We start from the raw sequence: 25,203 nt of genomic DNA on the forward strand, positions 1-25,203 counted from the left end.
CCCAATAACTAGCTAAAGTTTTAGTTAATTATTGGACGATCGAAGACTATTTTACTTTTGTATTTAACAAGACAATAGGAGTTAAAATATGCTTAAGTATTTGCTCATATTTATCGTTATCAGTTAAGTCAGGGGCATGTAGATCTAGGCCAACCTCATGAAAATTATTTTTTTCAACGTCATTATAATATTGTAATGCGATACTAATTGCAGGCCTGAATTCGACTGAGTCTCTTGACCTTGTCAATACGTGCTGCTCAACACCATTCCAAGTTGCAGTGCCGTCTACTATTTTAATTGAATTTTCTTTTGGGTGGATAACCAGCAAATTGCCAATATTTGGATACGTTTGCTTAATGCTGTTAAACGTAAATTGTATAGCTGCTTGCACTCGTCCTGATTCGAGTTTGCCTGTTTTTGTGTTAAAAGCACCGCCTTGTTCAATAATAAAGTTATCAAACATGGGTTGAACTTTAGGGTTTAGGTTAGTTAAGTTATATTTTTTTGAAAAGTTAATTACGTTATTATCAAATGCTTCTCTATAGAGTGCTTTGTTACCGGTATTGGCTGTTGGTAACCATATATAGGCTAGGTTACTATGTGTTGCCGGTTTAGCGATTCTAATTCCATTCGCTATCACTTTAGGGTCGCTATTGTATTGAAATAGTTTGCAACCGACTAAATTGAGTAAAACGATGATGACAACCATGTGTTTAATCATTTTTTCGTCTTCCAAGTGTCGATTGTTTTTAATGCGAACTGTAATGCACTATCCAATTTTGCAGGGTCTTTAAATAATTTAGCGGCATCTTTCACAATAATTTCTTCATCACTGTTAAATTGTGCCACTAACTCAATACCTCCAGAGCCCATAGTTAAGAGTGTGTCTTTCTCATCTCTAATTCTGATATACACTCTGCTTCCTGGCACATAACCTTGTTCGTTTTGAAATAACGATACGAATATATCACCCCCATCGGCACCACCTTCAAGGTAAGACTCTTCTTGGCCATACCACTTGGCTACGTGGCCTAATAAAATACTGTTTGTAAAATGTGCGCGAACAGTATCAACACCTGCAAACACAAAAGCATTTACACCGAGGTTTGTTTTTGTAGTGGCAAGTGCTTCTTTCCAGAGTTCATTACGTAGGTTTTCATTTGCTTGTCCTGTAAGCGGGTCGTATAAGTTCTCAGCGTTATCTAATAATTGATTAAATACCGTATAAACTTCGCTGGCGTCTACTACTTTAAAACCACGCGCTTCAAGTGCTTTTTTTATTGGCGCTTTATAATGATTTTTTAATTGTTTTTCAAAATAAGTGAGATCTTCTTCAACATAAAAACCGCCAAATCCAAGTACCTGATAATTTGCTTTTAGTTGTCCCGTATTCATGTAGTTTGGTGAGGATTTACATCCACTTAATATGACAAGGATAATAATGGTAAAAATATATCTCATAAAAACTCCTGAAAATTAAAGTAATTTGATACCAATTTTAGCGAACGATGTAAGGGTAAGTTGCCTATATTCACTTCCACCAACTTGTGAGCGCCAATTGATTGTTGTTTTTTTATTATTCAAACTGCTATCAGTATAAAAAATTAAGTATTTGGCTTCCTCTGGTAGAGTAAATTGAGTTTTGTAATATAGGTTACCAGCTAAATCTAATGTTGTTGGTAAACCATTTTCCCACGCCTCATAAGGTTTAAGGTGTTTTATAATCTGCTTTGATTTATCTAACAGTATTAACTCAGGGTAAACAAGCGTTGCTGTTTGAATAAATGCGCCATTGGCGTAACTAAAAACTTGAGCGAAGCGACTATTATTTGGTTTTTCAATTGCAATGAATGGGCTTTTGGCTTCATTAAAAACTCTAATAGGCTGGTTCTTTAAATCATAAGAGGTCAGCTTGTTTATTTGCTGTGTTGTAAATGCAATATCGCTTAAGTTGACACAGCAGGCGGGATTACTTTTTAGTCTTGATAGGTCACTTTTAGCTGAATTAGCGCAGCCAAACAATAATATGACTAAGGTTGCTATGCTTATTACTTTTTTCATAAATATTTTAATTATTATTAGTATATTGATAGTAACTAATATGAAATAAGACTAAAACACATAAATTTATAATATGTAACTCAATGTAAATAAAATTAAATATGAATTTTTCACACAAGTTTATTCTCTAATTTGACCCATAAATATTGAGTACTTTTAGTTTTTAAATCGCATTAGAGTCCCACCAATCCCTAATAACGTCACAATTCCCCATACAAACACATTGCCATATTGGCTATACACACTATTACCTTGTATCAATTTTACATCGGCTTTTAATACAGCGGCTTCAAACTGTGGCATGGTTTGTTGTGTATTGCTTAGCGGGTCGTATACGGCGCTTACACCGTTGTTGGTAACACGTACCAGCGGGCGTTGTAACTCAAGGGCACGCATGCGGGCAATTTGCATGTGTTGCAATGGCCCAATTGATTGACCAAACCACGCGTCGTTACTTACAGTAAATAATATGTCTGAGTTAGTTTTATAATTGCCACGTACTAAATCGGCAAATACTATTTCGAAGCAAATAGCAGGGAGCAGATTAAAGCCATTGGCGCGCAAGTTGTTTTGTATTCTGTCGCCACGCGTAAACGACGACATAGGTAAATCAAACAAAGGTGCGATTGGGCGCAGAATATCTTGAAACGGTACAAATTCTCCAATCGGTAGTAACTGGTGTTTTTGATAGCGATTTTTACCGAGGTATTCATAATGGCCGTGCTCGTCGCCGCGCTCTTTGTTACCCAGCACTATAAGTGTATTAAATATGGTTTTAGTATCGATTTGGTAGTCGACAATGCCCGTTATAAGGGCGGTTTCATTAAATGAGGCTGCGCTATCTAGCCCAGCTAAGTAGCTGTCGGCAAGGGCTTCTATTTCAGGAACTGCGGCTTCAGGCCAAACAATTAAATCAGCATCCCAATGTGGGCGAGTCATGTCTTGGTATTTGCTCATGGTGGTCCAAAACTCGCTAGGCTCAAAGCGAAGGTGCTGCTTTATATTGCCTTGTACTAGTAAAGTCGACATTGACTTACCTGAGTACTCTACGGTGTTTGTTGCACGCGAACCAATGCATAAAACAGTAAATACAGTGAGCGTAACCAGCGGGGTCTTTATGTCTTTTTGTGTTAATCGGTACAGTGCAAAGCCAATGGCAATACATACTAAGGTCAGTCCAAATTCACCAATGTATGGGGCCAGTATATTTAATGGTCCATCGGTTTGGGTATACCCAAAACTTAACCACGGAAATCCGGTAAGGACCACACCCCGTAAATATTCACTAAGAGCAAAAAAGCTAATAAGCAGCAAACCAAAGCTATTTGGGCTGGTGGCAAAGCGAGTTGTTAAGTAGAACGCTAAGGCGGGATAAAGCGCTAAGTAGCCGCACAATAGTGCCATTAACGAAAAAGAGGCTACAAGCGGCATACCGCCAAAGGTAGCTATAGACACATGTACCCAACTAATACCTGCACCAAACCAGCCTAAACCAAATATAAAACCATATTTAGCGGCATTCTTCGCATGGGCTTTTCCGGTATTGTTTGGATTAATACAAAAAATGACAGCTGCAATACTAATAAATGCAATTGGCCAAATTTCAAAAGGGGAGTAGCTAAAAGTTAAAATAAGGCCCGCAATAAATGCGAGCCATGATTTTATATCTTTTGCTAATAGGGTCAGTCTAGTTAGCAGTTTCTTCACTGTCGGTGTCATCAGCCTTAGGAACGGTGACTTGCAGTTGCAAGATACGACGATTGTCGGCATTGGTTACTTTAAATTGGTAACCATCTATGTCTATTGTTTCACCACGGCTGGGCATATGGCCAAATGCATGTAAAACGGTGCCACCAATAGTGTCGGCTTCTTCTGTGCTATATCCTGTGCTGAAGTGCTCGTTAAAGTCATCTACTGGCGTTAAGGCCTGAACAACATGAACGTGTTTTGCAAGTTGACGAATGTCTTGTTGTTCTTCTTCTTCGTCGTGCTCGTCTTCTATTTCCCCAACAATGGTTTCAAGAATATCTTCAATTGTAACGAGTCCCGATACGCCGCCGTATTCATCAATAACGACAGCCATATGATAGCGTTGCTGACGAAATTCATTAAGCAGGGTGTCAACACGTTTGCTCTCAGGTACGACCATGGCAGGGCGTAAGTAATCGCGTATTGAAGGTAAATGCTCGTCTTTATTTAAGATAAGCGGGAGCAAATCTTTAGCAAGTAAAAAACCTTCCACGTGATCTTTGTCTTCAATCACCACAGGGAAGCGTGAGTGAGTTGAGTCAACCATCATGGGTATTAGCTCTTCAAGCGGGCTGTCGATCTCAAGAGTGACCATTTGTGAGCGCGGGATCATTATGTCTCGCACTTTAAGCTCAGATACACTAAGCACACCTTCAATCATTTCTTTTGTTTCTGGATCGATTACGTCTCGTTCTTGCGCATCGGCAATCACTTCGACCAGCTCTTCTCTATTCTGGGGTTCCCCTTGCAGCATTTGGGTTATTCTACCCAACCACGTTTTGCCAGAAGAACCCTGGCTAGATTGCGAGTTACCGTCGCTCATTGCGTCTAATTGCTCCGTTAATTTAAATTTCGTCCCGGTATGGGTCTGCTATATTTAGCTCTGCAAGTAATTGCTTTTCGATGCTTTCCATTTGCAAAGCGTCTTCACTCTTTATATGGTCAAATCCAAGTAAATGCAAGCACCCATGAATGACCATGTGGGCAAAGTGGTCATGAAATGACTTCTCTTGCTCCACTGCTTCAGCCAATACAATGGCTGGGCAAATAACTAAGTCACCAACAAGGGGAAGCTCTATTCCTGGTGGCGCTTCAAATTCAAACGACAATACGTTAGTGGGTTTGTTTTTACCCCGGTAGTCGTTATTAAGCTGTTGTGATTGCGCTTCGTCGCTAATTACTATGGTGAGTTCAGACTCATCACGATATTGGCTTAACGCTTTATCAGCCCATAATGCAAATTGGGCTTCACTAGGGAGGTTGTCAAACTCACAGGCTATTTGTAAATCAAGTTCGGTTGTCAAAGTATTACTCTTTAGTAGTAGAGTTAAGTTGAGCAGCTAGCTCGTCTTTTGCTTTTTGCTTTTCAATTCGCTTCAAACGCTCGCTCTCATCGTTACGCTCGTAGGCTTCAACAATACGCGCAACAACAGGGTGGCGCACTACATCGTGTGCTTTGAAGTAATTAAAACTAATTTCATCTACACTATCGAGTACTTCTATAGCATGGCGTAGGCCAGAGCGTGTGCCGCGCGGTAAATCAACTTGGGTTATATCACCAGTGATCACCGCTTTTGAATTAAACCCTATACGGGTTAAAAACATTTTCATTTGTTCTGCTGTGGTATTTTGACTTTCATCTAAAATAATAAACGCATCGTTTAATGTACGACCACGCATATAGGCAAGGGGTGCAACTTCAATGATGTTTTTTTCTATTAGCTTTTCGACTTTTTCAAAACCGAGCATCTCGAATAGCGCATCGTAAAGCGGGCGCAGGTATGGGTCAATTTTTTGGCTTAAATCACCAGGTAAAAAACCAAGCTTTTCACCAGCTTCTACAGCGGGACGCGTTAACAAAATACGACGAATTTCTTGTCGTTCAAGGGCATCAACTGCGGCAGCTACTGCTAGATAGGTTTTACCTGTACCAGCAGGGCCTATACCAAAAGTAATGTCGTGGTTTAATATATTGGCAACGTAAAGGCCTTGGTTGTCGTTTCGGGGCTTAATAACACCACGGCGCGTTTTTATAACCATTTCTTTGCCGTATGCACTGCTTGAAGCATCTTGCTCTAGGGCTTTAGATTCGGTAATTGCCAAGTGAACATTATCAGGTTCTATTTCACCAATAACACCGCGCACAGGTTGAGTATCAACATATAGATTTTTTAAGATTTCGACCGCAGAGGCACTATTGAGTAGCTTTCCCGTTACTTTAAAAAAGTTGTCACGGTGAATAATTTCAACAGCTAGGCGGCGTTCAATTTGTTTGATGTTTTCGTCAAACGGGCCACATAAAGAAGAAAGGCGTTTGTTATCGGCAGGTTCTAAATAAATCTCTAATGTTTTTAACTGATTACTCAAAATTGCTTCCTATAGAACGGCGCCAGTATTTACTGGCGCTAGGTGTATTGACTAAGGAACGAAAGTAGCTACGCCAATCTCGTTAACTGTCTCTGGTTTTGGCTCACTGCTTGCTGCTTTGGTTAAAATAGCTGATGGAGCGATATCGCGTCGTAAGTTCATTTCTGATTCTGTACGAATTAAGTCACCACGTAAAGAGTTAGGCAGCGCCTCAGTAATACGTACGTCAACGAACTGGCCGATCACCGAATGTGGACCAACAAAGTTAACAACACGGTTATTTTCGGTACGACCGCGTAATTCCATTGGATTCTTTTTCGATGGACCTTCAACCAAAATACGTTGTTCTGTATCGAACATTTGGCGGCTAATGTGCTGTGCCATTTGTGTAATACGGTTCTGTAACAGGTATAAGCGTTCTTTTTTCTCTTGCTCAGTTACGTCGTCTGGTAAATCCGCCGCAGGGGTACCAGGGCGTGCGCTGTAAATAAAGCTAAAGCTCATATCAAACCCAATATCGTTGATAAGGTTCATCGTGGCTTCAAAATCAGCTTTACTCTCACCTGGGAAACCGATGATGAAATCTGACGACATGCTTAAGTTAGGGCGAATTTTACGCAGCTTTCTAATTGTTGATTTGTATTCAAGTGCTGTATGGCCGCGTTTCATTAGGTTTAGTATACGGTCAGAGCCACTTTGTACCGGTAAGTGTAAGTGATCTACAAGCTCTGGTACGTCAGCATATGCATCAATAATATCTGGTGTAAATTCTACTGGGTGCGATGTTGTATAACGAATACGGTCAATACCATCAATTGCAGCAATTAATCGAATTAAATCTGAGAAGTAGCAAATGTCGCCATCGTGAGTATCACCACGGTATGCGTTTACATTTTGCCCTAATAGATTTACTTCACGCACGCCTTGCTCTGCAAGTTGTGCCACTTCAAGGAGCACGTCATCAACTGGGCGGCTAACTTCTTCGCCACGAGTATAAGGTACAACACAAAAGGTACAATACTTAGAACACCCTTCCATTATTGATACAAACGCAGAAGGGCCCTCAGCTTTTGGCTCAGGTAGGCGGTCAAACTTTTCAATTTCTGGGAACGAAATATCAACAACAGACGAACCTTTATTACCTTGCACTTGCTTAATCATTTCAGGTAAACGGTGCAGTGTTTGTGGGCCAAAAATAACATCTACAAATGGAGCTCGCTGGCGAATAGAATCACCTTCTTGAGAGGCAACACAGCCACCTACACCAATAATTAGCTCAGGCTTGTCGTCTTTTAACAACTTCCAACGGCCTAATTGGTGAAATACTTTTTCTTGTGCTTTTTCACGAATTGAACAGGTGTTAAGTAAGATTACGTCGGCATCTGTTGCATCTTCAGTTAGCTGGTAGCCATTGGTGGCATCTAAAAGTTCAGCCATTTTCTGAGAGTCGTATTCGTTCATCTGACAACCCCAGGTTTTGATATGCAGCTTTTTGCTCATTGAAATTTAGCCTCGTGTTCAATTCGATAATGGCACAAATATGTGCTTGAAACAGAATTAAGGAGCAAGCTTGCTCACTTAAAGGACGCGTATTTTAGCTGGATACCCGCCCAGATCCAAGTATAGTTTTCATGTTTGTGATCTCAAATCAAACTCAGACGAGTTTAATAGCTTGATAGTTATATACTCTCGCACTATAGCGGCGAGTTACGGTACAATTAAAATAGATTAACGTATTAACAAAATGATGATAAACATGACTCAAAATAATGTGATAGTGGTTGGCGGCGGCATGGTTGGTGCGGCAATGGCAATAAAGTTAGCACAACAGGGAAAGTCAGTGCGCATTATCGAAAAACACCTAATCGATCCGTCTCATGTTTTGAGTAATGACAACGTTGATATAAGAGTATCGGCTATTAATCGTTTTTCTGAAAAGTTACTCGATGGTTTAGGGGCTATGCCCATTTTAAGCAAAGGCCGGATTGCGCCATACCAACAGTTAGAAGCTTTTGAACGCGGCGACGATAAATTGTTATTTGATTGCGCCGACATTAATACCACGCATTTGGGTCACTTAATCGAAAACAGTTTAATACAAGCCAGTTTATGGATGCAGTTTGAGCAATACGATATTGAAGTCATCGAGCAAAAACAGATTGTTAGTAAAATTGAACAAAATGCCGATTCGATTACCTTGGTATATGGCGAGCAACGTTATACCGCCAGCTTAGTGGTTGCAGCCGATGGCGGACAATCGCAATTACGAACTAAAGCAAATATTGGTGTAACCGGTTGGCAGTACCAGCAGCAATGTATGGGCGTACTTATTAAATTGGACGCACCTCAACAAATAAAGACATGGCAGCAATTTACGCCATCAGGCCCATTGGCTTTTTTACCTATGCAAGCACCTTACGCTAATTTAATTTGGTACGACGATGCCAACACATTAAACACATTTAAAGGATTAGATGGAGCACAATTAAAAAGTCATATTTTGGCTAAGTTCCCTGGCCTTGCAGGCGATTTTGAAGTGCAAAGTCATGCAGTGTTTCCAATTACTCGTCAACATGCTAATAATTATTCTTGTGGTCGTTTGGTGTTAGTAGGCGATGCTGCGCACACTATTAATCCACTGGCTGGGCAGGGCGTTAACTTGGGCTTCCAGGACGTGGTCGCTTTAGCCACTCTATTAAATGATGCAACCGACGTAGGATGTGCGTTAAAGCTGCAAGAGTACGAACGCGCCCGCCGAAAAGCTAACTTATTAATGATGAGTATGATGGATGCCTGCTATTTTGGTTTTTCAAACCAAATAGCGCCACTAAAATGGGCGCGTAGCCAATTTTTAAAAATGGCTAACAATACTGGGGTGGTAAAAAACTGGGTATTAAAGTACGCAATTAGCGGTGAATTTAGCTAAGAATATGCGTTTACATTTAAGATATGCATTTTACTCATTAAACTAATTTGTAATCATTTGACTATTCAGCCCTTAAAATGAGAGCTTAAAAGTTATTTTAAAGCTCTTAATCCTAATTTTATTTCCCTTTTACGTATATTTGCCATACTCAAGCAATAAGAAGTCTTTAGTTTGAGGGGCTATGGAAAGTTTATTAATTGTAATCTTATTAGGTATTTTGCTTTTAGGTTTTAGCATTCAGCCAATAATAACAATATGCAAAAAGACTAAAAATATGGCATGGAGTTTACTTCTTGCTTTAGTTGTTTTATTTATTTTTGGGTATTGTTGGATATTACATTATTTTGCAAATAACACTTTAGATAACTTGGTCTTAATTAGTATCTCACTCATTTTATTAGGAGGGGGTATTTTTGTATTTCTAATAATGCGCCTCAGCTTAAAAAGTATTTTAGAAATAGAAAAGTCTGAAAATCATCAACGATTCCAAGCAGAGCATGACAGCTTAACAAGCCTCCCTAATCGCAAGTGTTTTTTTAATCTATTGATTCAGCATATTAATAATGAGCAACCATTTAGTTTATTTTTATTTGATTTAAGTAATTTTAAACGTGTAAATGAGCTCTACGGTAATAGCTTAGGAGATGAATTGTTGTGCATATTCTCCAAAACGTTAAATCTAAATTTATTAAACATAGGTGAACTGCATCGAATTGGCGGTGATGAATTTGCGTTAATTTTAGATTCAGCAAATGAGCAAGATATTTATGATTGTATAGACGTTATAAAGGGTTCTGTTGAAGAGCCTTTTTTAATTAATGCGCAAAAAGTATGGTTAAAGCTAAAAGTCGGCGTTAGCTCATATCCTCAAGATGCGTTTTATGCCAATGAGCTATTTAAAAATGCAGATTTAGCTTTACTTGAAGCTAAAAGCACACAGCAATTATTTGTTAATTATTTTGAAGGATTGAGTGAAAGGGCTGATAACTTTCTTGATATGACTACAAAAATAAAAAACGCCCTTATAAACCATGAGTTTGAGCTTTATTTTCAGCCAATATTTTGCACTCGTTTTGACGAAATACATGGTGCAGAAGTATTAATTAGGTGGCCGCAGAAGGACGGTTCGTTTATTACTCCTGATCAATTTATCAAAGTGGCTGAGCGTACGGGGATGATTCTTAATATCACTCAATGGGTTGTAATTGAAACAATAAAAAATTTACAGCGTCTAAAATCGTTAGGTTTTACTGGCACCATGCACGTAAATTTATCAACACGAGACCTTGAAAGTGAGAGTTTTGTGGAGTTTATAGAAGAGCTCCTTAAAGAGGACCCTACGTTAAGTAACTACATTGTTTTTGAAATTACAGAAGGTGCAATGATGACTGATTTGGAGGCTGCTCGAGCAATGATGTATAAACTTAACCGTCGTGGATTTGAATTTAGTGTAGATGACTTTGGTACCGGGTTTTCTTCCTTATCTTTACTGCGAGAGCTACCTATAAATCAAATTAAAATAGATCGGTCTTTCATTAATAATATGCTTACTAAGATAGCTGATTATGCAATTGTAGAATCGACGTTATTTTTAGCACATCGGCTCAATTGTAATGTGGTTGCAGAAGGAATCGAAACGAAGGAGCTACAAGAAGTACTTAAATCAATGAATTGTGAATTCCTTCAAGGCTATTATTTTAGCAAGCCACTACCTTTAGAGAGCTTTATAGAGAAATACTTAAATAAAGGCATCTAAAGCATTATGTAGTAATAGCAATGCATAATAAAATTTATGAGACTAAACTTGATGTTAGTAGTATTGAGATTTTTAATAAAACGACTAAGTAACTCAATTTTCACTATGAATCAGCAGTGTTTTTATTTACAGAATTAAATTATTAAACGTATTATTTTTTCAATCAGCTTCAGTACATTTATATCACGAGGTGTTTAGCGACTGATCTTAAAATATTGAATTAGTTGGATAGATTTTATAGAAGATGATCTATTGGATAATAGAATTTATTTTAGATGGTACAAAGGAGAAGGGTTAGAAAATTGGCTGGGATACCAGGATTTGAACCTGGGAATGCCAGGATCAAAACCTGGTGCCTTACCGCTTGGCGATATCCCAACTTTAAATTTGGATGAGTTTTAGTTCTAATTAAGAACGTGGTGCGGAAGGAGAGACTTGAACTCTCACATCCTAAGATACTGGAACCTAAATCCAGCGCGTCTACCAATTCCGCCACTCCCGCAGTTCTATTCTTTAGCAACATTCTTTGGTAGAAGAAGTTGGCTGGGATACCAGGATTTGAACCTGGGAATGCCAGGATCAAAACCTGGTGCCTTACCGCTTGGCGATATCCCAACAAAGAAATATTTGATTGTTTTAGTTCTAATCAAGAACGTGGTGCGGAAGGAGAGACTTGAACTCTCACATCCTAAGATACTGGAACCTAAATCCAGCGCGTCTACCAATTCCGCCACTCCCGCATATAGTTTTATGTTTATACTCATAACAGAGTTATTCTTTAACAACACTCTTTGGTAGAAGAAGTTGGCTGGGATACCAGGATTTGAACCTGGGAATGCCAGGATCAAAACCTGGTGCCTTACCGCTTGGCGATATCCCAACAAAGAATTAGCTGATAGTTTTAGTTCTAATCAAGAACATGGTGCGGAAGGAGAGACTTGAACTCTCACATCCTAAGATACTGGAACCTAAATCCAGCGCGTCTACCAATTCCGCCACTCCCGCATTTTTAACTTTGAATAATCAAAGAAAGGTAGTTATTTTAGACTCTTCATTGAGTTGCAATTTAACTCTTGCAGAGCCAATTCTTAAAAAAGAAATGGTGGCTAAGACGGGATTTGAACCTGTGACCCCATCATTATGAGTGATGTGCTCTAACCAGCTGAGCTACTTAGCCATTGTTGGCTGGGATACCAGGATTTGAACCTGGGAATGCCAGGATCAAAACCTGGTGCCTTACCGCTTGGCGATATCCCAACAATAAACAACTGATAGTTTTAATTCTTATCAAGAATAATGGTGCGGAAGGAGAGACTTGAACTCTCACATCCTAAGATACTGGAACCTAAATCCAGCGCGTCTACCAATTCCGCCACTCCCGCACACAAGGTAGTTATTTTAAACTCTTCATTGAGCAACAAAAAATAAATGGTGGCTAAGACGGGATTTGAACCTGTGACCCCATCATTATGAGTGATGTGCTCTAACCAGCTGAGCTACTTAGCCATCTTTTTTGTTAGCACTTCATCGCTGAGTGCGGGGCGTATTATGCTGACATGACCCAAATTCGTCAACACCTTTTTTGCAAAAAAACACTTAACTGTGTTTGTTTGCAGGAAAATTAAGCTAACAGGCTAAATTTTAATAAAAACGCCGTTTTTTTAACACCGATTAAAGAGGAAGTATAACAGGTTGCGCTTTTTTAAAATTAACTTAGTGTTATTTATTCCCAAAAGCTGACAGTGTATATACGTTTAAAAAACAAAAAAGGCTCGTAAAAACGAGCCTTTAAAATTTATTTCCCTAAATAGAGGGAATAAATACTTATACGTTAAACAGGAAGTTCATTACATCGCCATCTTTAACAATGTACTCTTTACCTTCTTGGCGCATTTTACCCGCTTCTTTTGCACCACTTTCACCTTTACAGTTAATGTAGTCGTCATAAGCAATGGTTTGTGCACGGATAAATCCACGTTCAAAATCGGTATGAATTTTACCAGCAGCTTGCGGCGCTGTTGCACCTACAGGAATTGTCCAAGCTCGCACTTCTTTTACGCCTGCGGTAAAGTAAGTTTGTAGCTTGAGTAATTCGTAGCCGCCTCGAATTACAAGGTTAAGGCCTGGCTCTTCTAAGCCAAGGTCAGCCATAAATTCGAGTTTGTCTTCATCATCAAGTTCAGATAACTCAGATTCGATTGCTGCGCACACAGGGACAACCACAGCGCCCTCTGATTCAGCTATAGCGCGAACGCGGTCAAGTAGTGGGTTATTCTCAAAACCATCCTCTGCTACGTTTGCAATATACATAGTTGGCTTGATAGTTAAGAAGTTGATAGAGCTGATAGCTGCTTTTTCTTCTTTAGTTAATTCTAACGATCGAAGTGTAAGGCCTTCATCAAGGTGTACTTTTACTTTTTCAAGCGCCGCATTTTGTTCTTTTGCGTCTTTATCGCCGCCTTTCGCTTTTTTAGCATTACGGAACATAGCTTTCTCAGCGCTGTCCATATCAGCAAGTACTAACTCAGTATTGATCACGTCAATATCGTCAGCAGGGTCAATTGTACCCGCTACGTGTATTACATTTTCGTCCTCAAAGCAACGTACTACATGACCAATTGCATCAGTTTCACGGATATTCGCTAAGAACTGATTACCAAGGCCTTCACCTTTTGATGCGCCTTTTACAAGGCCTGCAATATCAACAAACTCCATACTTGTAGTAAGAATACGTTGTGGGTTTACAATTTTAGCAAGCTCGTCCAAGCGAGGATCTGGAACAGGTACCACACCTGTATTAGGCTCAATGGTACAAAAAGGAAAATTAGCGGCTTCAATACCCGCTTTAGTTAATGCATTGAAAAGCGTTGATTTACCTACGTTAGGCAAGCCAACGATGCCACATTTAAAACCCATAGTAAGATACCTTGTTTAGAATTCGTTTAACCGTGCACTTGGACTCAAGTTTATTAGGGTTTAAACGAATGAAGTCTGTTTTGTGCTTTTAGCACGCCGTCTTTTGCAAGTATTTCCATACAACGAACTGCTTCATCTACAGCAGCATCCATTTTTTCTTGGTCAACCTTTGGCGCTTTTCCAAGCACCCAGCCGGTAACCATTTCACGATGTCCTGGATGACCTATGCCAACACGTAAACGCATAAAATCTTTTTGATTTGCCATTTTTGCCATAATGTCTTTTAAGCCATTATGACCACCGTGTCCGCCCCCTTTTTTTAATTTGGCGACACCGGGCTCTAAATCCATCTCGTCATGTGCAACTAAGATATTTTCAACAGGGATTTTGAAAAAGTTGGCTAAACTACTGACCGCTTTACCACTTAAATTCATGTAAGTGGTGGGGATCAATAATTTGAATTCTTGGCCTTGGATTATCACTTTGCCAGTAAGGCCGTGATATTTAGGATCGTGTTTTAGCGTACAGTTGTAGCGTGCTGCGAGTTGCTCGATGAACCAAGCACCTGCATTGTGGCGTGTATTTGCGTATTCGGGGCCTGGATTAGCCAGGCCCACAAGCATTTGAATAGAATTCAAGGTGCGAGACCTTAAATATTATTCTGCAGCGTCTGAAGCTTCTTCGTCTTCAGCTGGAGCTGCTTTGTTTGCTTTGATTGTAACTACTGAAAGGTCATGGCCTTCGCCTTTACCTAATTCAACAGACGCAACGCCTGCAGGTAGTTGTAAATCAGAGATATGGATTGAATCACCAGCTACTAACTCAGAAACATTTACTTCAATGAATTCTGGTAATGCTTTTGGAAGACAAGAAATTTCAACATCAGTTAACTGGTGAACAACAGTTGCGCCAGCTTTAGTTACGATTTCTTCACCGATGAAGTGAAGAGGAACTTTAGTTGTTAATTTATGAGTTGCGTCTACACGTTGGAAATCAAGGTGAGTAAGCTTAGGCTTGAATGGGTGACGTTGAATATCTTTTAAGATAGCTTCAACTTTCTCGCCGCCTACATTAAGTGTAAGAATATGAGTGTAAAAACCTTCGTCTTCTTGTGCTTTGATCATATCTTTATGAGCAAAAGTAAGAGATAAAGCTTCTTTGTCAGCTCCGTAAAGGATTGCAGGAACTTTGTCTTCGCGACGTAGGCGGCGGCTCGCACCAGTACCAGTTTCTACGCGAAGTTCAGCGTCATATGTATAAGTTGTGTTAGACATGATGTCTCCAATTATTTAAAAGTTTAGGGCCTTTGCGACCAAGGTCCCTAGCCAAAAGGCGCGCTATCATACCACTGTGATTCAGTAAAATATACATGGCATACAAAAAAAGCGCCAAAAGGCGCTTTTGTTTTCAGCAAATACCTGAGATTAGTGCTCAAACATCGCTGAAATAGATTCTTCGTTGCTAATACGACGAATAGTTTCTGCTAACATATCAGCAAGCGTTAGCACTTTTACTTTATCAAGCGCTTTAAGTTCATCAGATAATGGAATTGAGTCGGTTACAATAACTTCGTCAATAACAGAATCACGTAAATTTTCAGCTGCTTTACCTGATAAAATAGGGTGAGTTGCATAAGCAAATACGCGTTTAGCACCATGTTCTTTAAGTGCTTCAGCGGCTTTACATAACGTACCGCCAGTATCAATCATGTCATCAACAATGATACAGTCACGGCCTTCTACATCACCAATAATATGCATTACCTGAGAAACATTTGCCTGTGGGCGGCGTTTATCAATAATAGCCAAATCAGTATCGTCTAATAGTTTTGCAATTGCACGTGCGCGCACTACACCACCAATATCCGGAGAAACAATAACAACATCATCAAAATGACGCTCTTTCATATCTTCAAGTAATACAGGGCTACCAAATACGTTATCTACTGGTACATCAAAGAAGCCTTGAATTTGCTCTGCATGTAAATCAACCGTAAGTACACGGTCTACACCTACACTCGATAAGAAATCGGCAACAACTTTAGCAGTGATTGGTACGCGGGCAGAACGTACGCGACGGTCTTGGCGGGCATAACCAAAATAAGGAATGACGGCAGTAATACGACCCGCAGATGCGCGACGAAGAGCATCAACCATAACGATAAGTTCCATAAGGTTATCGTTTGTAGGGGCACAGGTTGATTGCAAGATAAAAACATCCGAGCCACGAACATTTTCATTAATTTGAACACTGATCTCACCGTCGCTAAAACGGCCAACAACAGCATCGCCTAATTCAATATATAAACGTTTTGCAACTTTTTGAGCTAACTCAGGTGTTGCGTTACCAGCGAAGAGCTTCATGTCAGGCACGGTAGGGTTCCTCAGGCACTGAAATTTTGGACTAACGAGCAATGATAAAAATCATTACGAGTTAACTTATGATTACTTTTACGTTACTTCATTGATCGAAAATGGCGGTTAACTCCGTATGAGCAGGAGAGATATTAGCATTTGACGCTACAAATCCCTGCCAAGTATGGGGGAGGTTAGCAAGTACATGGCTAGCTTGAGCTTGTGTATCAAACTCTACAAAACAACATGAACCTGTTCCGGTCATCTTCGACGGAGCGTATTTTAGCAACCACTGGAGGGTTTTTTCAACCTCGGGGCATAGCTTTTTAACTAAAGGCTCACAATCGTTGTGCAAAGTTTGCTGTTTCCAATCACCTGAGATTTTTGGTGTATCGCGTTTTAAGTCGGGGTGAGTGAATATTTTAGCGGTGCTTACATGCTGGTTTGGGTGCACAACACAGTACCATTTTTGCGCAAGTTCAACACGGTGTAGTTTTTCCCCAATGCCTTGCGCAATGGCGCTTTCACCACGTATAAATACAGGCACATCAGCCCCTAATTGTAAGCCTAAATTAGCAAGTTTATTAATGTCATAATTAATATTCCACAATTTATTGAGCGCTAATAGTGTTGTTGCCGCATCAGACGACCCCCCTCCAACACCTCCTCCCATAGGCAGTCGTTTTATCAAATTTATTTTTACACCGTGCTTTGTTTTAGCATCAGTTTGTAACATTAGAGCAGCTTTATAGATGAGATTATCTTCAAGTGGTATGCCTTTAGTATCACCAGTGATTAAAATTGATGATTCATCTGTTAACTCAAAAGAGAGCTCATCGCCGAAGTTTAAGAAGGTAAATAAGGTTTCTAATTCGTGATAACCGTCATCTCGGCGCGCATTAATATGTAAAAATAAATTGAGTTTTGCAGGTGCAATAAGTGAAAAAAAGGTTTTGCTATTCATAGTTAATTAAATTGCCAGTCATATAGTTGAATTTTAATTTTAATTTTTTGGTGTTTGAGCGTCAGTTTTGTAGGCAACCAATAACCAGCGGTTTGTATATAATCTGCATAGTTTATTTGCCATTGTTTACTTTCATTATCTAACCAAAGTACTTGTTTCGAACGGCCAAGTTCATCAACTTGTAACGTTTGTGAATCAATAGTGCCTTTAAGCCAGTCATCAGCATTATTAACAGGTAAGGCAAAGCCAGTTAAGCGCTTAAGCAGCGCAGATGCATTGGTATCTACATAAACTTTATCGTCAAATTCAAGCTCAGCAACATTGCGCGACTGTTTTAGTTGTAAAATGCGTGTGCCAATAAATGAAGTCAGTACTAAATTATTGTTATTTTCTTGTTGCTGCCAATTTAAGTTTGCAGATTGGCGCTCATCGGGACTAATAAAAGCAAGTTTCCCCTCTACATGCCAAGTTTTTTGATTGGCGAGTTTACCTTTCCAGTTGTCATAAGTTGCTGTTTTATTTGGTAATTGTTGCGCGCAGCCACTTAAAAACATAAAAGTTATAGCTAATATTAAATAATGTCTAATCAAATGTTGTTCCTTACTTTCCATATTCCGCTGATTTTTGGTAAAATTGCCGCCTTTAAAGTAGGGCTCAGCAATATTTGGCAAACATGACCATAATAGCACTAGGTATAAATCACAAAACTGCTTCCGTAGAACTGCGTGAAAAAGTGGCTTTTTCGCCTGAGCAAATGTCAGAGGCGTTGCAGCAATTAAGTGGCCATGCCGACTTTAATGAAGCTGTGATCGTGTCTACCTGTAACCGAACAGAAATCTATTGTAGCCTTGCTCAGCAAAATTCCCAAACACTGTTAGCATGGCTTGCCAGTTTCCATGGTTTAGATGAACAGGAACTGAGTAATAACATTTATTGCCACGAGGGCAATCAAGCAATTAACCATTTAATGCGCGTTGCCTGCGGTTTAGATTCGCTTGTGTTAGGTGAACCGCAAATTTTAGGGCAAATTAAACAAGCCTATAATAGTGCTAAAACCCATGATGCAGTGGGTGTTACGTTTGATCGTTTGTTTCAAAAGACATTTTCGGTTGCTAAAGAGGTCCGAACTGAAACTAACATAGGCGCCAGTGCAGTTTCGGTAGCGTTTGCGGCTGTTAATTTAGCTAAGCATATTTATGGCAAGCTTGATAAAACCAATGTGTTATTAATAGGTGCAGGCGAAACAATAGAACTGGTTGCTAAGCATTTGTATCAAAATGAGCCACAAAATATAACAGTAGCCAATAGAACTATTGAACGAGCCCGCAATTTAGCCGATGAAGTGTCTGCAGATGTCATTGCGTTAGCGCAGTTGCCAGAGCGTTTGCATAACGCAGATATTATAATAAGCTCAACGGCCAGTACACTGCCTATTATTGGTAAAGGTGTTGTGGAGCAAGCACTAAAGCAGCGCCGTAACAAACCGATGTTGTTTATTGATATTGCGGTACCGCGCGATATTGAAAGCCAAGTTGGTGAGCTAGATGCGGCTTATTTATACTCGGTTGACGACTTACAAACAATTGTAAGTGAAAATATGGCAGCGCGAGAACAAGCTGCACAGCAGGCACAAATAATTATTACTGAGCGCACTAAAGAGTTTTGTATGTGGATGCGTTCACTCGATTCTGTGGGGTTAATTCGTCACTATCGAAACGATGTTCAAACAATTAAGTCGGAATTAGTAGAAAGAGCAGTTAGCCAGCTTTCTAGTGGTAAAGACGCAGAAAAAGTAATTTTAGAATTGGCCAATAAGTTAACCAACCGCTTAATGCACGCGCCTACCCGTGCCATTCAAGATGCGGCTAAAAAAGGTGAAGTGGCTCAATTAAATCAGTTGAAAAAAATGTTAGGTATTGATCAGGAATAACCGTTAAATGAAAGAGTCTGTTTATAATAAATTAGAAACGCTAGTAGAGCGCTACGAAGAAGTACAAGCACTGTTGAGCGACCCGTCGGTTATTAGCGATCAAAATCGCTTTCGTGGCCTTTCAAAAGAATACTCTGAGCTTGAAGAAATAGTTAAAACTTTTTTAGCATATCAACAAACAAAAGAAGATTTAGCAAGCGCTGAAGAGATGCTTAAAGACTCAGACCCTGATATGCGAGAAATGGCACAGGAAGAGTATAAAGAAGCCAAAGCACAAATATTAAGCCTTGAAGATGAAATTCAGGTATTAATGCTTCCTAAAGATCCAAAAGATAATAACAATGTATTTTTAGAAGTCCGCGCAGGCACAGGGGGTGATGAAGCCGCTATTTTTGCCGGTGATTTATTTAGAATGTACAGCCGTTTTGCTGAAACGCAAAAGTGGAAATTAGAAGTAGTAACTACCAATGAAGGTGAACACGGTGGTTACAAAGAAGTCATTGCTAACATTAGCGGTGAAGGCGTATACGGTAAGCTTAAATTTGAGTCTGGCGTACACCGTGTACAACGTGTACCAGAGACTGAATCGCAAGGTCGTGTTCATACATCGGCGTGCACCGTAGCGGTAATGGCAGAAATACCAGAAGCTGAAGCAATTGAAATTAACACCGCCGATATAAAAGTAGATACTTTTAGAGCATCGGGTGCAGGTGGCCAGCACGTAAATAAAACTGACTCAGCAATTCGTATTACGCATTTACCTACGGGTGTGGTTGTTGAATGTCAAGATGAGCGTTCGCAACATAAAAACCGTGCTAAAGCGATGTCAGTACTTGCAGCGCGTTTACAGCAAGCTGAAGATGAGAAGCGTCATGCAGCAGAAGCCTCTGAGCGTCGCAACTTAGTTGGTAGTGGTGACCGTTCTGAACGTATTCGTACATATAACTATCCGCAGGGACGTATAACCGATCACCGTATCAACTTAACGCTGTACCGCTTAAATGAAGTTGTAGCGGGTGATTTAGGTGCCATTGTAGACCCATTAATGCAAGAGCATCAGGCTGATTTACTTGCCGCAATGGGCGATGAGTAATAGTGAATCAAACTCTCGAGCAAGCTGTTGCTGCTGGCGCTAATTTATTAGCGCAAAGCAGCGAAAGTGCGAAATTAGACGCACAGGTATTACTTCTTCATGTTCTTGATAAACCACGTAGCTATCTTTTTACTTGGCCCGAAAGGTTGCTCAGTACAGAGCAACAACACTCCTTTGATACTCTTTGCGCTCGGCGATTAAGCGGCGAACCTGTAGCGCATATTACAGGGCAACGTGAGTTTTGGAGCTTAACCTTAGAAGTCAATGCAACAACGTTAATTCCGCGGCCAGATACTGAAACATTAGTTGAGGCTGCACTTGGTTTAGGAATTTCGGAAAATGCAAAAGTTCTGGACTTAGGAACAGGTACTGGGGCAATTGCATTGGCATTGGGTAGTGAAATGCCTTTGTGGAATATTACCGCGGTTGATAAAGTGGCTGACGCTGTAGCGCTTGCAACTCGGAATCAACAGCGTCTAGGACTTGGTAATGTGCGTGTTAAACAAAGCAATTGGTTTAGCTCACTTGATAATGAATATTTTGATCTTATAGTTACCAACCCACCGTACATAGAAAGTAGTGACGAACATTTGGCTCAAGGCGATGTGCGATTTGAACCTTTATCTGCCTTAGTTGCTGAAGATTCAGGAATGTCTGATATTAAACAAATAATTACACAATCACGTGACTATTTGCTATCTAGTGGCTATCTTCTAATAGAGCACGGTTATGACCAAGGTTTTGCTGTTCGTGAATTTTTTAAAACGATGGCCTTTGTTAATATTAAAACGATAAAAGATCTTGGTGAAAATGACCGTGTAACGCTCGCACAGTGGCCATAATAAGCTTAATTATTACTGCATCCGTGTGTTAAATGTGTCATGTAGGAATTCTAATTATGATGGGTGACTTTTTATTTTCAGATGAGCCAGATACACCGGTAGATAACACCGATTTGGGCACCTGGAAAGTACTAATCGTTGATGACGAACCTGAAGTTCATGCAGTTACTAAATTGGCATTGAGTGATTTTGAGTTTCAAAATAAACGTTTAGAATTTATCAGCGCGTATTCTGGCGCTGAGGCTAAAACTTTAATTGATGAGCATAAAGACGCAGCAATTGTTTTACTTGATGTTGTAATGGAAACAGACGATGCAGGCCTACAAGTTGTAAAATATATTCGTGAAACCGCAAAGAATAACCACATTCGTATTATTTTACGTACCGGCCAACCTGGTCAGGCACCAGAACGCCAAGTAATAGTTAATTTTGATATTAACGACTACAAATCAAAAACAGAACTCACCGCACAAAAATTATTTACAGTTATCATGTCGAGCCTTCGTTCGTACCGCGATATTATTTCAATAGAACAATCTCGTGTTGGCCTTGAGAAAATAATAACTGCATCACGCAATATTTTTTCTGCACATTCAATAGAGCATTTCATAGAAGGAGTAATGCAGCAACTTACATCATTGCTTGGTATTTCAGATCAGGCTATGTACGCGACCACCCTTGTTGCACAAAACCCAGCATCTCAGAACAATAAAATGATTATTTGTTCAGGTACCGGTGAGTTTGAAAAAAGTGAAGGTAAAGACCTTGAAGAGGTGCTACACGCAGATCAACTAAGCGCATGCCAAGAAGCTTTAAATAATCAGTCTATTATCTACAAAGATAATTACCTATTTGCTTATTGCAGCAGTGAATATAACCACAGCTCAATGCTGTTTATCACAGGCATTCCAAATAAACTAACCGATACACAACGCAACCTCGTTGAAATTTTTGCTCAAAATGTACAATTAGCCTTTGAAAATGTTCAGTTACAATCAGAGATTGAGGCCACGCAACAAGAGCTTGTTTACAGATTAAGTGAAGCGGTTGAACAACGCTCTACTGAAACAGGTAATCATGTAAAACGTGTTGCACATATTTGCCATGCTTTGGCGCTTGGTTATGGTTTATCTAAACAGCAAGCTGATTTGATTAGATTAGCTGCGCCTTTGCACGATGTAGGCAAAGTAGGTATCCCCGATTCGGTATTAAATAAGCCCGCAAGGCTTGATGCACCAGAGTGGGAAGTAATGAAAACCCACACTGATAAAGGCTATGGGATTTTAAAAGGATCAGCACATGAAATTGTCAGTGCAGGTGCCACTATAGCCAAGGAACATCACGAAAAGTGGGATGGTTCTGGTTACCCTGAAGGTTTAGCAGGGAATAAAATTAATATATTCGGCCGCATTGTGGCATTGGCTGATGTATATGATGCGTTAAGGCATAAACGCTGCTATAAAGATTCATGGACGCTCGAGCGTGTTGTTGAAGAGATAAACGCACAAAAAGGCACGCATTTTGAACCAAAGTTAGTTGATGTTTTTAACGCAAACCTTGATGAACTTGAAATAATTATCAAACGTTACCCAGATTAATTTAATATAAATAGAAGAACAGAGGCATATGGATTATTTAGCAGTAAAGCACTCACACATGGCAATAGCAGCATTGAGTGTAGTTTTATTTTATATTCGATCTTTTTCACGAATGGGCAGTGGCAAAATTGCTCGTAATAAAGTTGTATTTATTGGTAGCCATAGCATTGATACATTACTTTTAATTTCTGCATTTACACTCATGTATATGGGGAAGATAAACCCGTTTGAACAACATTGGTTATTAGAAAAAATTATATTAGTGGTTGCTTATATTGCTATTGGAATTATAAGCGCTAAGCAAACTAATTTTTTGGCTAAAATATCTTACCTTATTGTAAATACGTTTGTTATTTTAGCTATTGGTTATTTGGCAACAGCCAAGTCAGCATTACTACTTTAAGCCTTAAATAAATTTACCGAGCTTTAGTATCTCTAAAGCTCGAATATTCCCTCCATGCATTTGATCAAGTACATTTCGTTATTGGAATATATGGGTAGAATTAGGTAAACTACGCGTTCGTTTTCTAGAAATGTTGCAGTATTGATGACCACTTTTGGGTTTGATGAACACGATGACTCTTATATTGATGATGCTTACGATGACTTTACCCCTGCGGCAATCTATCGTTGCATTAAGGCTGAATCGAAATGGGATCCACAACTAGACTTAACAGCCGCTTTTGATGTTCTTGCTGATTTTGAAAAACAAATTAATGCATTATGCATTGTTGTACCCGACTCTCACGAACGCTTAGATAAGTTACTAGACACCTTTTACAGTACATGGCTATTTAGCGCTTCGAGTTTAAAAGTACCTGAGCATAAATTAAATAGCCTAAGCTACACCCTAACTATGCGTAGCGGCTCGCCAACTACTCTGGCAATTTTACTTTGTCATTTTTTACAACAGGCTAACCTCGATGCCAGTATGAGTCTAAATCAAGGTGATATAGGTGTTCATATTGCTATGAGCGATGAAGAAGGCTATTTGGTTGAACCAAGTAGCGGTCAGCAAAGTTGGTATATTATTCCTGAAAATGCTGATGAAGCTGAAGGGCAAGAACAAGAGCCCTTAGAACTTATTTTTGACGATGAAGTTTATAAGCTTTTCTTAGCGCAGCAAAAGTGGTCTTTCATTAGTGAAAATAAATTTGGCCATGCATTAACATGCGTTGAAATGTTAATGGAATTAATTGGCGACGACCCCTACGAAAGGCGTGACAGAGGGTATTTATTAAATCAGCTCGATTGCCCTAAAATGGCCCGAGATGATCTACAATTTTTTGTAGATGAATGCCCAGATGATCCAGCAATAGAAATCATCCAGCACCAAATTGAAGAATTAGAAGATAATAATAAAACTCACCATTAATATTAGGGAATACCATGGTTGAAACACAAAGCGCATTAATCACCAATGATGCAGTTGTGCTTGGTTTACTTGCGGTTATTTTGGGGTTTATATTTAAAACCTCAAACAGCGAGCGCCCAGCATTAAAAACGTTCTATAAATATGTACCGGCTTTATTGCTTTGCTACTTTTTACCTTCTTTGCTTAATACATTTGGTATTGTCGATGGTAATAAATCGAATGTTTATTACGTTGCCTCACGCTATTTATTACCCGCCTGTTTAATACTTTTAACTATTAGCATTGACTTAAAAGCGATTTTAAACTTAGGCCCTAAAGCATTAATTATGTTTTTAGTGGGAACGCTCGGTATTGTTATCGGCGGACCTCTGGCTATTTTAGTTGTGAGCGCGGTAGACCCTACAATTGTAGGCGGACATGGGCCAGATGCCGTATGGCGCGGCATGACCACCGTAGCTGGAAGCTGGATTGGCGGTGGTGCAAACCAAGCCTCAATGAAAGAAATGTTTGAGGTGGGCGGCGATATTTTTTCAGTGATGGTCACCGTTGATGTCATAGTGGCTAATATTTGGATGGCAGTCTTGTTACTAATGGCAGCTAATCATAAGAAAATTGATGCTGCTACAGGAGCAAACACCAGCGCAATTGAAGATTTAAAGCAGCGTGTTGAAAAATACCATGCAGAGCATGCGCGCATGCCAACGCTGAATGACTACATGACATTGCTTGCTATTGCATTTGGTATTACTGGTTTAGCCCATTTTTGCGCAGACTTTTTAGGGCCGTTTTTCGCTAATAATTATGTGTGGGCAAAAGAGTACAGCTTAACCAGTAAGTTTTTCTGGTTAATTGTCATTTCAACTACCATTGGTATTAGTTTGTCTTTTACTAAAGTAAGACAGATTGAAGCATTTGGTGCATCTAAAGTAGCCTCAAGCTTTTTATACATTTTAGTTGCCTCAATTGGCTTACATATGAATGTAACCGCTATTTTTGATAACCCGGGCTTGTTTTTAGTGGGCGCTATTTGGATGCTAGTACATGCTGGTTTAATGTTGCTTGTTGCAAAATTAATTAAAGCACCGCTTTTTTATATGGCAGTAGGCTCGCAAGCTAATGTCGGAGGCGCAGCGTCTGCGCCTGTTGTTGCGTCAGCATTTCATCCTTCGCTTGCGCCTGTCGGTGTTTTACTGGCTGTATTAGGTTACGGAGTGGGTACATACATGGCTTATATTTGTGGATTAATGTTGCAAGCAGTTGCACCTTAAGGAA

23 protein-coding genes and 10 tRNA genes are annotated in these 25,203 nt (G+C 39.7%); 9 read left to right on the forward strand and 24 right to left on the reverse strand.

Annotation, left to right across the window (positions count from 1 at the left end; translation table 11 throughout):
• Nucleotides 1-46: 46 nt before the first annotated feature.
• From AC27JL_RS03695 to miaB, 8 genes are all read right to left on the reverse strand, one after another.
• On the reverse strand, nucleotides 47-721 hold the full coding sequence (locus AC27JL_RS03695) for a hypothetical protein (RefSeq protein ID WP_487194823.1): 675 nt from the start codon (nucleotides 719-721) through the stop codon (nucleotides 47-49).
• Nucleotides 718-1,461 carry a hypothetical protein gene (locus tag AC27JL_RS03700; protein ID WP_487194824.1) on the reverse strand — a complete coding sequence of 248 codons (744 nt, stop codon included), beginning with the start codon at nucleotides 1,459-1,461 and terminating at the stop codon, nucleotides 718-720. The genes AC27JL_RS03695 and AC27JL_RS03700 overlap by 4 nt, the downstream gene beginning before the upstream one ends.
• A gap of 15 nt (nucleotides 1,462-1,476) precedes the next feature.
• Complete coding sequence (locus AC27JL_RS03705) at nucleotides 1,477-2,061, reverse strand: hypothetical protein (RefSeq protein ID WP_487194825.1); 585 nt, start codon at nucleotides 2,059-2,061, stop codon at nucleotides 1,477-1,479.
• Nucleotides 2,062-2,217: 156 nt separating this feature from the next.
• The gene (gene lnt, locus AC27JL_RS03710; protein ID WP_487194826.1) at nucleotides 2,218-3,768 is read right to left on the reverse strand and encodes an apolipoprotein N-acyltransferase; all 1,551 of its coding nucleotides are present in this window, start codon (nucleotides 3,766-3,768) and stop codon (nucleotides 2,218-2,220) included.
• A complete protein-coding gene (corC, locus tag AC27JL_RS03715; RefSeq protein WP_006793412.1) occupies nucleotides 3,749-4,633 on the reverse strand; it encodes a CNNM family magnesium/cobalt transport protein CorC in 885 nt (294 codons plus the stop codon). The genes lnt and corC overlap by 20 nt, the downstream gene beginning before the upstream one ends.
• Nucleotides 4,634-4,655: 22 nt before the next feature.
• Nucleotides 4,656-5,114, reverse strand: coding sequence for an rRNA maturation RNase YbeY (gene ybeY / locus AC27JL_RS03720; RefSeq protein WP_006793413.1), 459 nt, complete (start codon nucleotides 5,112-5,114; stop codon nucleotides 4,656-4,658).
• Nucleotides 5,115-5,118: 4 nt separating this feature from the next.
• Nucleotides 5,119-6,177 carry a PhoH family protein gene (locus tag AC27JL_RS03725; protein ID WP_006793414.1) on the reverse strand — a complete coding sequence of 353 codons (1,059 nt, stop codon included), beginning with the start codon at nucleotides 6,175-6,177 and terminating at the stop codon, nucleotides 5,119-5,121.
• Nucleotides 6,178-6,228: 51 nt separating this feature from the next.
• Nucleotides 6,229-7,677 carry a tRNA (N6-isopentenyl adenosine(37)-C2)-methylthiotransferase MiaB gene (gene miaB / locus AC27JL_RS03730; RefSeq protein ID WP_010556002.1) on the reverse strand — a complete coding sequence of 483 codons (1,449 nt, stop codon included), beginning with the start codon at nucleotides 7,675-7,677 and terminating at the stop codon, nucleotides 6,229-6,231.
• A 244-nt stretch (nucleotides 7,678-7,921) separates the two neighbouring features.
• Between miaB and AC27JL_RS03735 the strand changes: the two genes are divergently transcribed.
• Both AC27JL_RS03735 and AC27JL_RS03740 read left to right on the forward strand, forming a co-directional pair.
• Nucleotides 7,922-9,103 carry an FAD-dependent monooxygenase gene (locus AC27JL_RS03735; protein WP_487194828.1) on the forward strand — a complete coding sequence of 394 codons (1,182 nt, stop codon included), beginning with the start codon at nucleotides 7,922-7,924 and terminating at the stop codon, nucleotides 9,101-9,103.
• A gap of 181 nt (nucleotides 9,104-9,284) precedes the next feature.
• Nucleotides 9,285-10,859, forward strand: a complete 1,575-nt coding sequence (locus AC27JL_RS03740; protein ID WP_487194829.1) for a putative bifunctional diguanylate cyclase/phosphodiesterase — start codon at nucleotides 9,285-9,287, stop codon at nucleotides 10,857-10,859.
• Between the two features lie 303 nt (nucleotides 10,860-11,162).
• Here AC27JL_RS03740 and AC27JL_RS03745 read toward each other — a convergent pair.
• The 16 genes from AC27JL_RS03745 to lolB all read right to left on the reverse strand — a co-directional run bounded on the left by AC27JL_RS03745 (nucleotide 11,163) and on the right by lolB (nucleotide 17,683).
• A tRNA-Gln gene (locus AC27JL_RS03745) sits at nucleotides 11,163-11,237 on the reverse strand.
• 39 nt (nucleotides 11,238-11,276) lie between these two features.
• Nucleotides 11,277-11,361: transfer RNA gene (locus AC27JL_RS03750), tRNA-Leu, on the reverse strand.
• Nucleotides 11,362-11,399: 38 nt separating this feature from the next.
• Nucleotides 11,400-11,474 (reverse strand) — tRNA-Gln (locus AC27JL_RS03755).
• Between the two features lie 40 nt (nucleotides 11,475-11,514).
• A tRNA-Leu gene (locus tag AC27JL_RS03760) sits at nucleotides 11,515-11,599 on the reverse strand.
• Between the two features lie 65 nt (nucleotides 11,600-11,664).
• Nucleotides 11,665-11,739: transfer RNA gene (locus AC27JL_RS03765), tRNA-Gln, on the reverse strand.
• Between the two features lie 40 nt (nucleotides 11,740-11,779).
• Nucleotides 11,780-11,864 (reverse strand) — tRNA-Leu (locus AC27JL_RS03770).
• A gap of 95 nt (nucleotides 11,865-11,959) precedes the next feature.
• Nucleotides 11,960-12,036: transfer RNA gene (locus AC27JL_RS03775), tRNA-Met, on the reverse strand.
• Between the two features lie 5 nt (nucleotides 12,037-12,041).
• Nucleotides 12,042-12,116, reverse strand: a tRNA-Gln gene (locus tag AC27JL_RS03780).
• Nucleotides 12,117-12,156: 40 nt separating this feature from the next.
• Nucleotides 12,157-12,241 (reverse strand) — tRNA-Leu (locus tag AC27JL_RS03785).
• A gap of 47 nt (nucleotides 12,242-12,288) precedes the next feature.
• Nucleotides 12,289-12,365 (reverse strand) — tRNA-Met (locus AC27JL_RS03790).
• A gap of 318 nt (nucleotides 12,366-12,683) precedes the next feature.
• A complete protein-coding gene (gene ychF / locus AC27JL_RS03795) occupies nucleotides 12,684-13,775 on the reverse strand; it encodes a redox-regulated ATPase YchF (RefSeq protein WP_008133148.1) in 1,092 nt (363 codons plus the stop codon).
• A gap of 53 nt (nucleotides 13,776-13,828) precedes the next feature.
• Nucleotides 13,829-14,413, reverse strand: a complete 585-nt coding sequence (pth, locus tag AC27JL_RS03800; RefSeq protein WP_008133146.1) for an aminoacyl-tRNA hydrolase — start codon at nucleotides 14,411-14,413, stop codon at nucleotides 13,829-13,831.
• Nucleotides 14,414-14,431: 18 nt separating this feature from the next.
• A complete protein-coding gene (locus AC27JL_RS03805; protein ID WP_008133144.1) occupies nucleotides 14,432-15,049 on the reverse strand; it encodes a 50S ribosomal protein L25/general stress protein Ctc in 618 nt (205 codons plus the stop codon).
• Between the two features lie 150 nt (nucleotides 15,050-15,199).
• Nucleotides 15,200-16,147: a ribose-phosphate pyrophosphokinase gene (locus AC27JL_RS03810; protein WP_008133143.1), complete on the reverse strand. Its 948-nt coding sequence runs from the start codon at nucleotides 16,145-16,147 to the stop codon at nucleotides 15,200-15,202.
• 88 nt (nucleotides 16,148-16,235) lie between these two features.
• The gene (gene ispE / locus AC27JL_RS03815) at nucleotides 16,236-17,093 is read right to left on the reverse strand and encodes a 4-(cytidine 5'-diphospho)-2-C-methyl-D-erythritol kinase (protein WP_487194831.1); all 858 of its coding nucleotides are present in this window, start codon (nucleotides 17,091-17,093) and stop codon (nucleotides 16,236-16,238) included.
• A gap of 2 nt (nucleotides 17,094-17,095) precedes the next feature.
• Nucleotides 17,096-17,683, reverse strand: a complete 588-nt coding sequence (gene lolB / locus AC27JL_RS03820; protein ID WP_487194832.1) for a lipoprotein insertase outer membrane protein LolB — start codon at nucleotides 17,681-17,683, stop codon at nucleotides 17,096-17,098.
• 83 nt (nucleotides 17,684-17,766) lie between these two features.
• Between lolB and hemA the strand changes: the two genes are divergently transcribed.
• From hemA to AC27JL_RS03855, 7 genes are all read left to right on the forward strand, one after another.
• Nucleotides 17,767-19,023: a glutamyl-tRNA reductase gene (gene hemA, locus AC27JL_RS03825; protein WP_170865573.1), complete on the forward strand. Its 1,257-nt coding sequence runs from the start codon at nucleotides 17,767-17,769 to the stop codon at nucleotides 19,021-19,023.
• A gap of 7 nt (nucleotides 19,024-19,030) precedes the next feature.
• Nucleotides 19,031-20,116: a peptide chain release factor 1 gene (gene prfA / locus AC27JL_RS03830; protein ID WP_006794503.1), complete on the forward strand. Its 1,086-nt coding sequence runs from the start codon at nucleotides 19,031-19,033 to the stop codon at nucleotides 20,114-20,116.
• A gap of 2 nt (nucleotides 20,117-20,118) precedes the next feature.
• Complete coding sequence (prmC, locus tag AC27JL_RS03835) at nucleotides 20,119-20,958, forward strand: peptide chain release factor N(5)-glutamine methyltransferase (RefSeq protein WP_487194833.1); 840 nt, start codon at nucleotides 20,119-20,121, stop codon at nucleotides 20,956-20,958.
• Nucleotides 20,959-21,014: 56 nt separating this feature from the next.
• Nucleotides 21,015-22,556, forward strand: coding sequence for a DUF3369 domain-containing protein (locus AC27JL_RS03840; RefSeq protein ID WP_487194834.1), 1,542 nt, complete (start codon nucleotides 21,015-21,017; stop codon nucleotides 22,554-22,556).
• A 28-nt stretch (nucleotides 22,557-22,584) separates the two neighbouring features.
• On the forward strand, nucleotides 22,585-22,959 hold the full coding sequence (locus tag AC27JL_RS03845; protein ID WP_203984146.1) for a SirB2 family protein: 375 nt from the start codon (nucleotides 22,585-22,587) through the stop codon (nucleotides 22,957-22,959).
• A 144-nt stretch (nucleotides 22,960-23,103) separates the two neighbouring features.
• On the forward strand, nucleotides 23,104-23,931 hold the full coding sequence (locus AC27JL_RS03850; RefSeq protein WP_008133135.1) for a tetratricopeptide repeat protein: 828 nt from the start codon (nucleotides 23,104-23,106) through the stop codon (nucleotides 23,929-23,931).
• Nucleotides 23,932-23,945: 14 nt separating this feature from the next.
• Nucleotides 23,946-25,199 (forward strand): DUF819 family protein, encoded by a 1,254-nt coding sequence (locus AC27JL_RS03855; RefSeq protein ID WP_487194835.1) that lies wholly within the window; start codon nucleotides 23,946-23,948, stop codon nucleotides 25,197-25,199.
• Nucleotides 25,200-25,203 lie beyond the last annotated feature (4 nt).

The sequence above is a fragment of the Pseudoalteromonas sp. 4NS20-0020 genome, assembly GCF_057554385.1.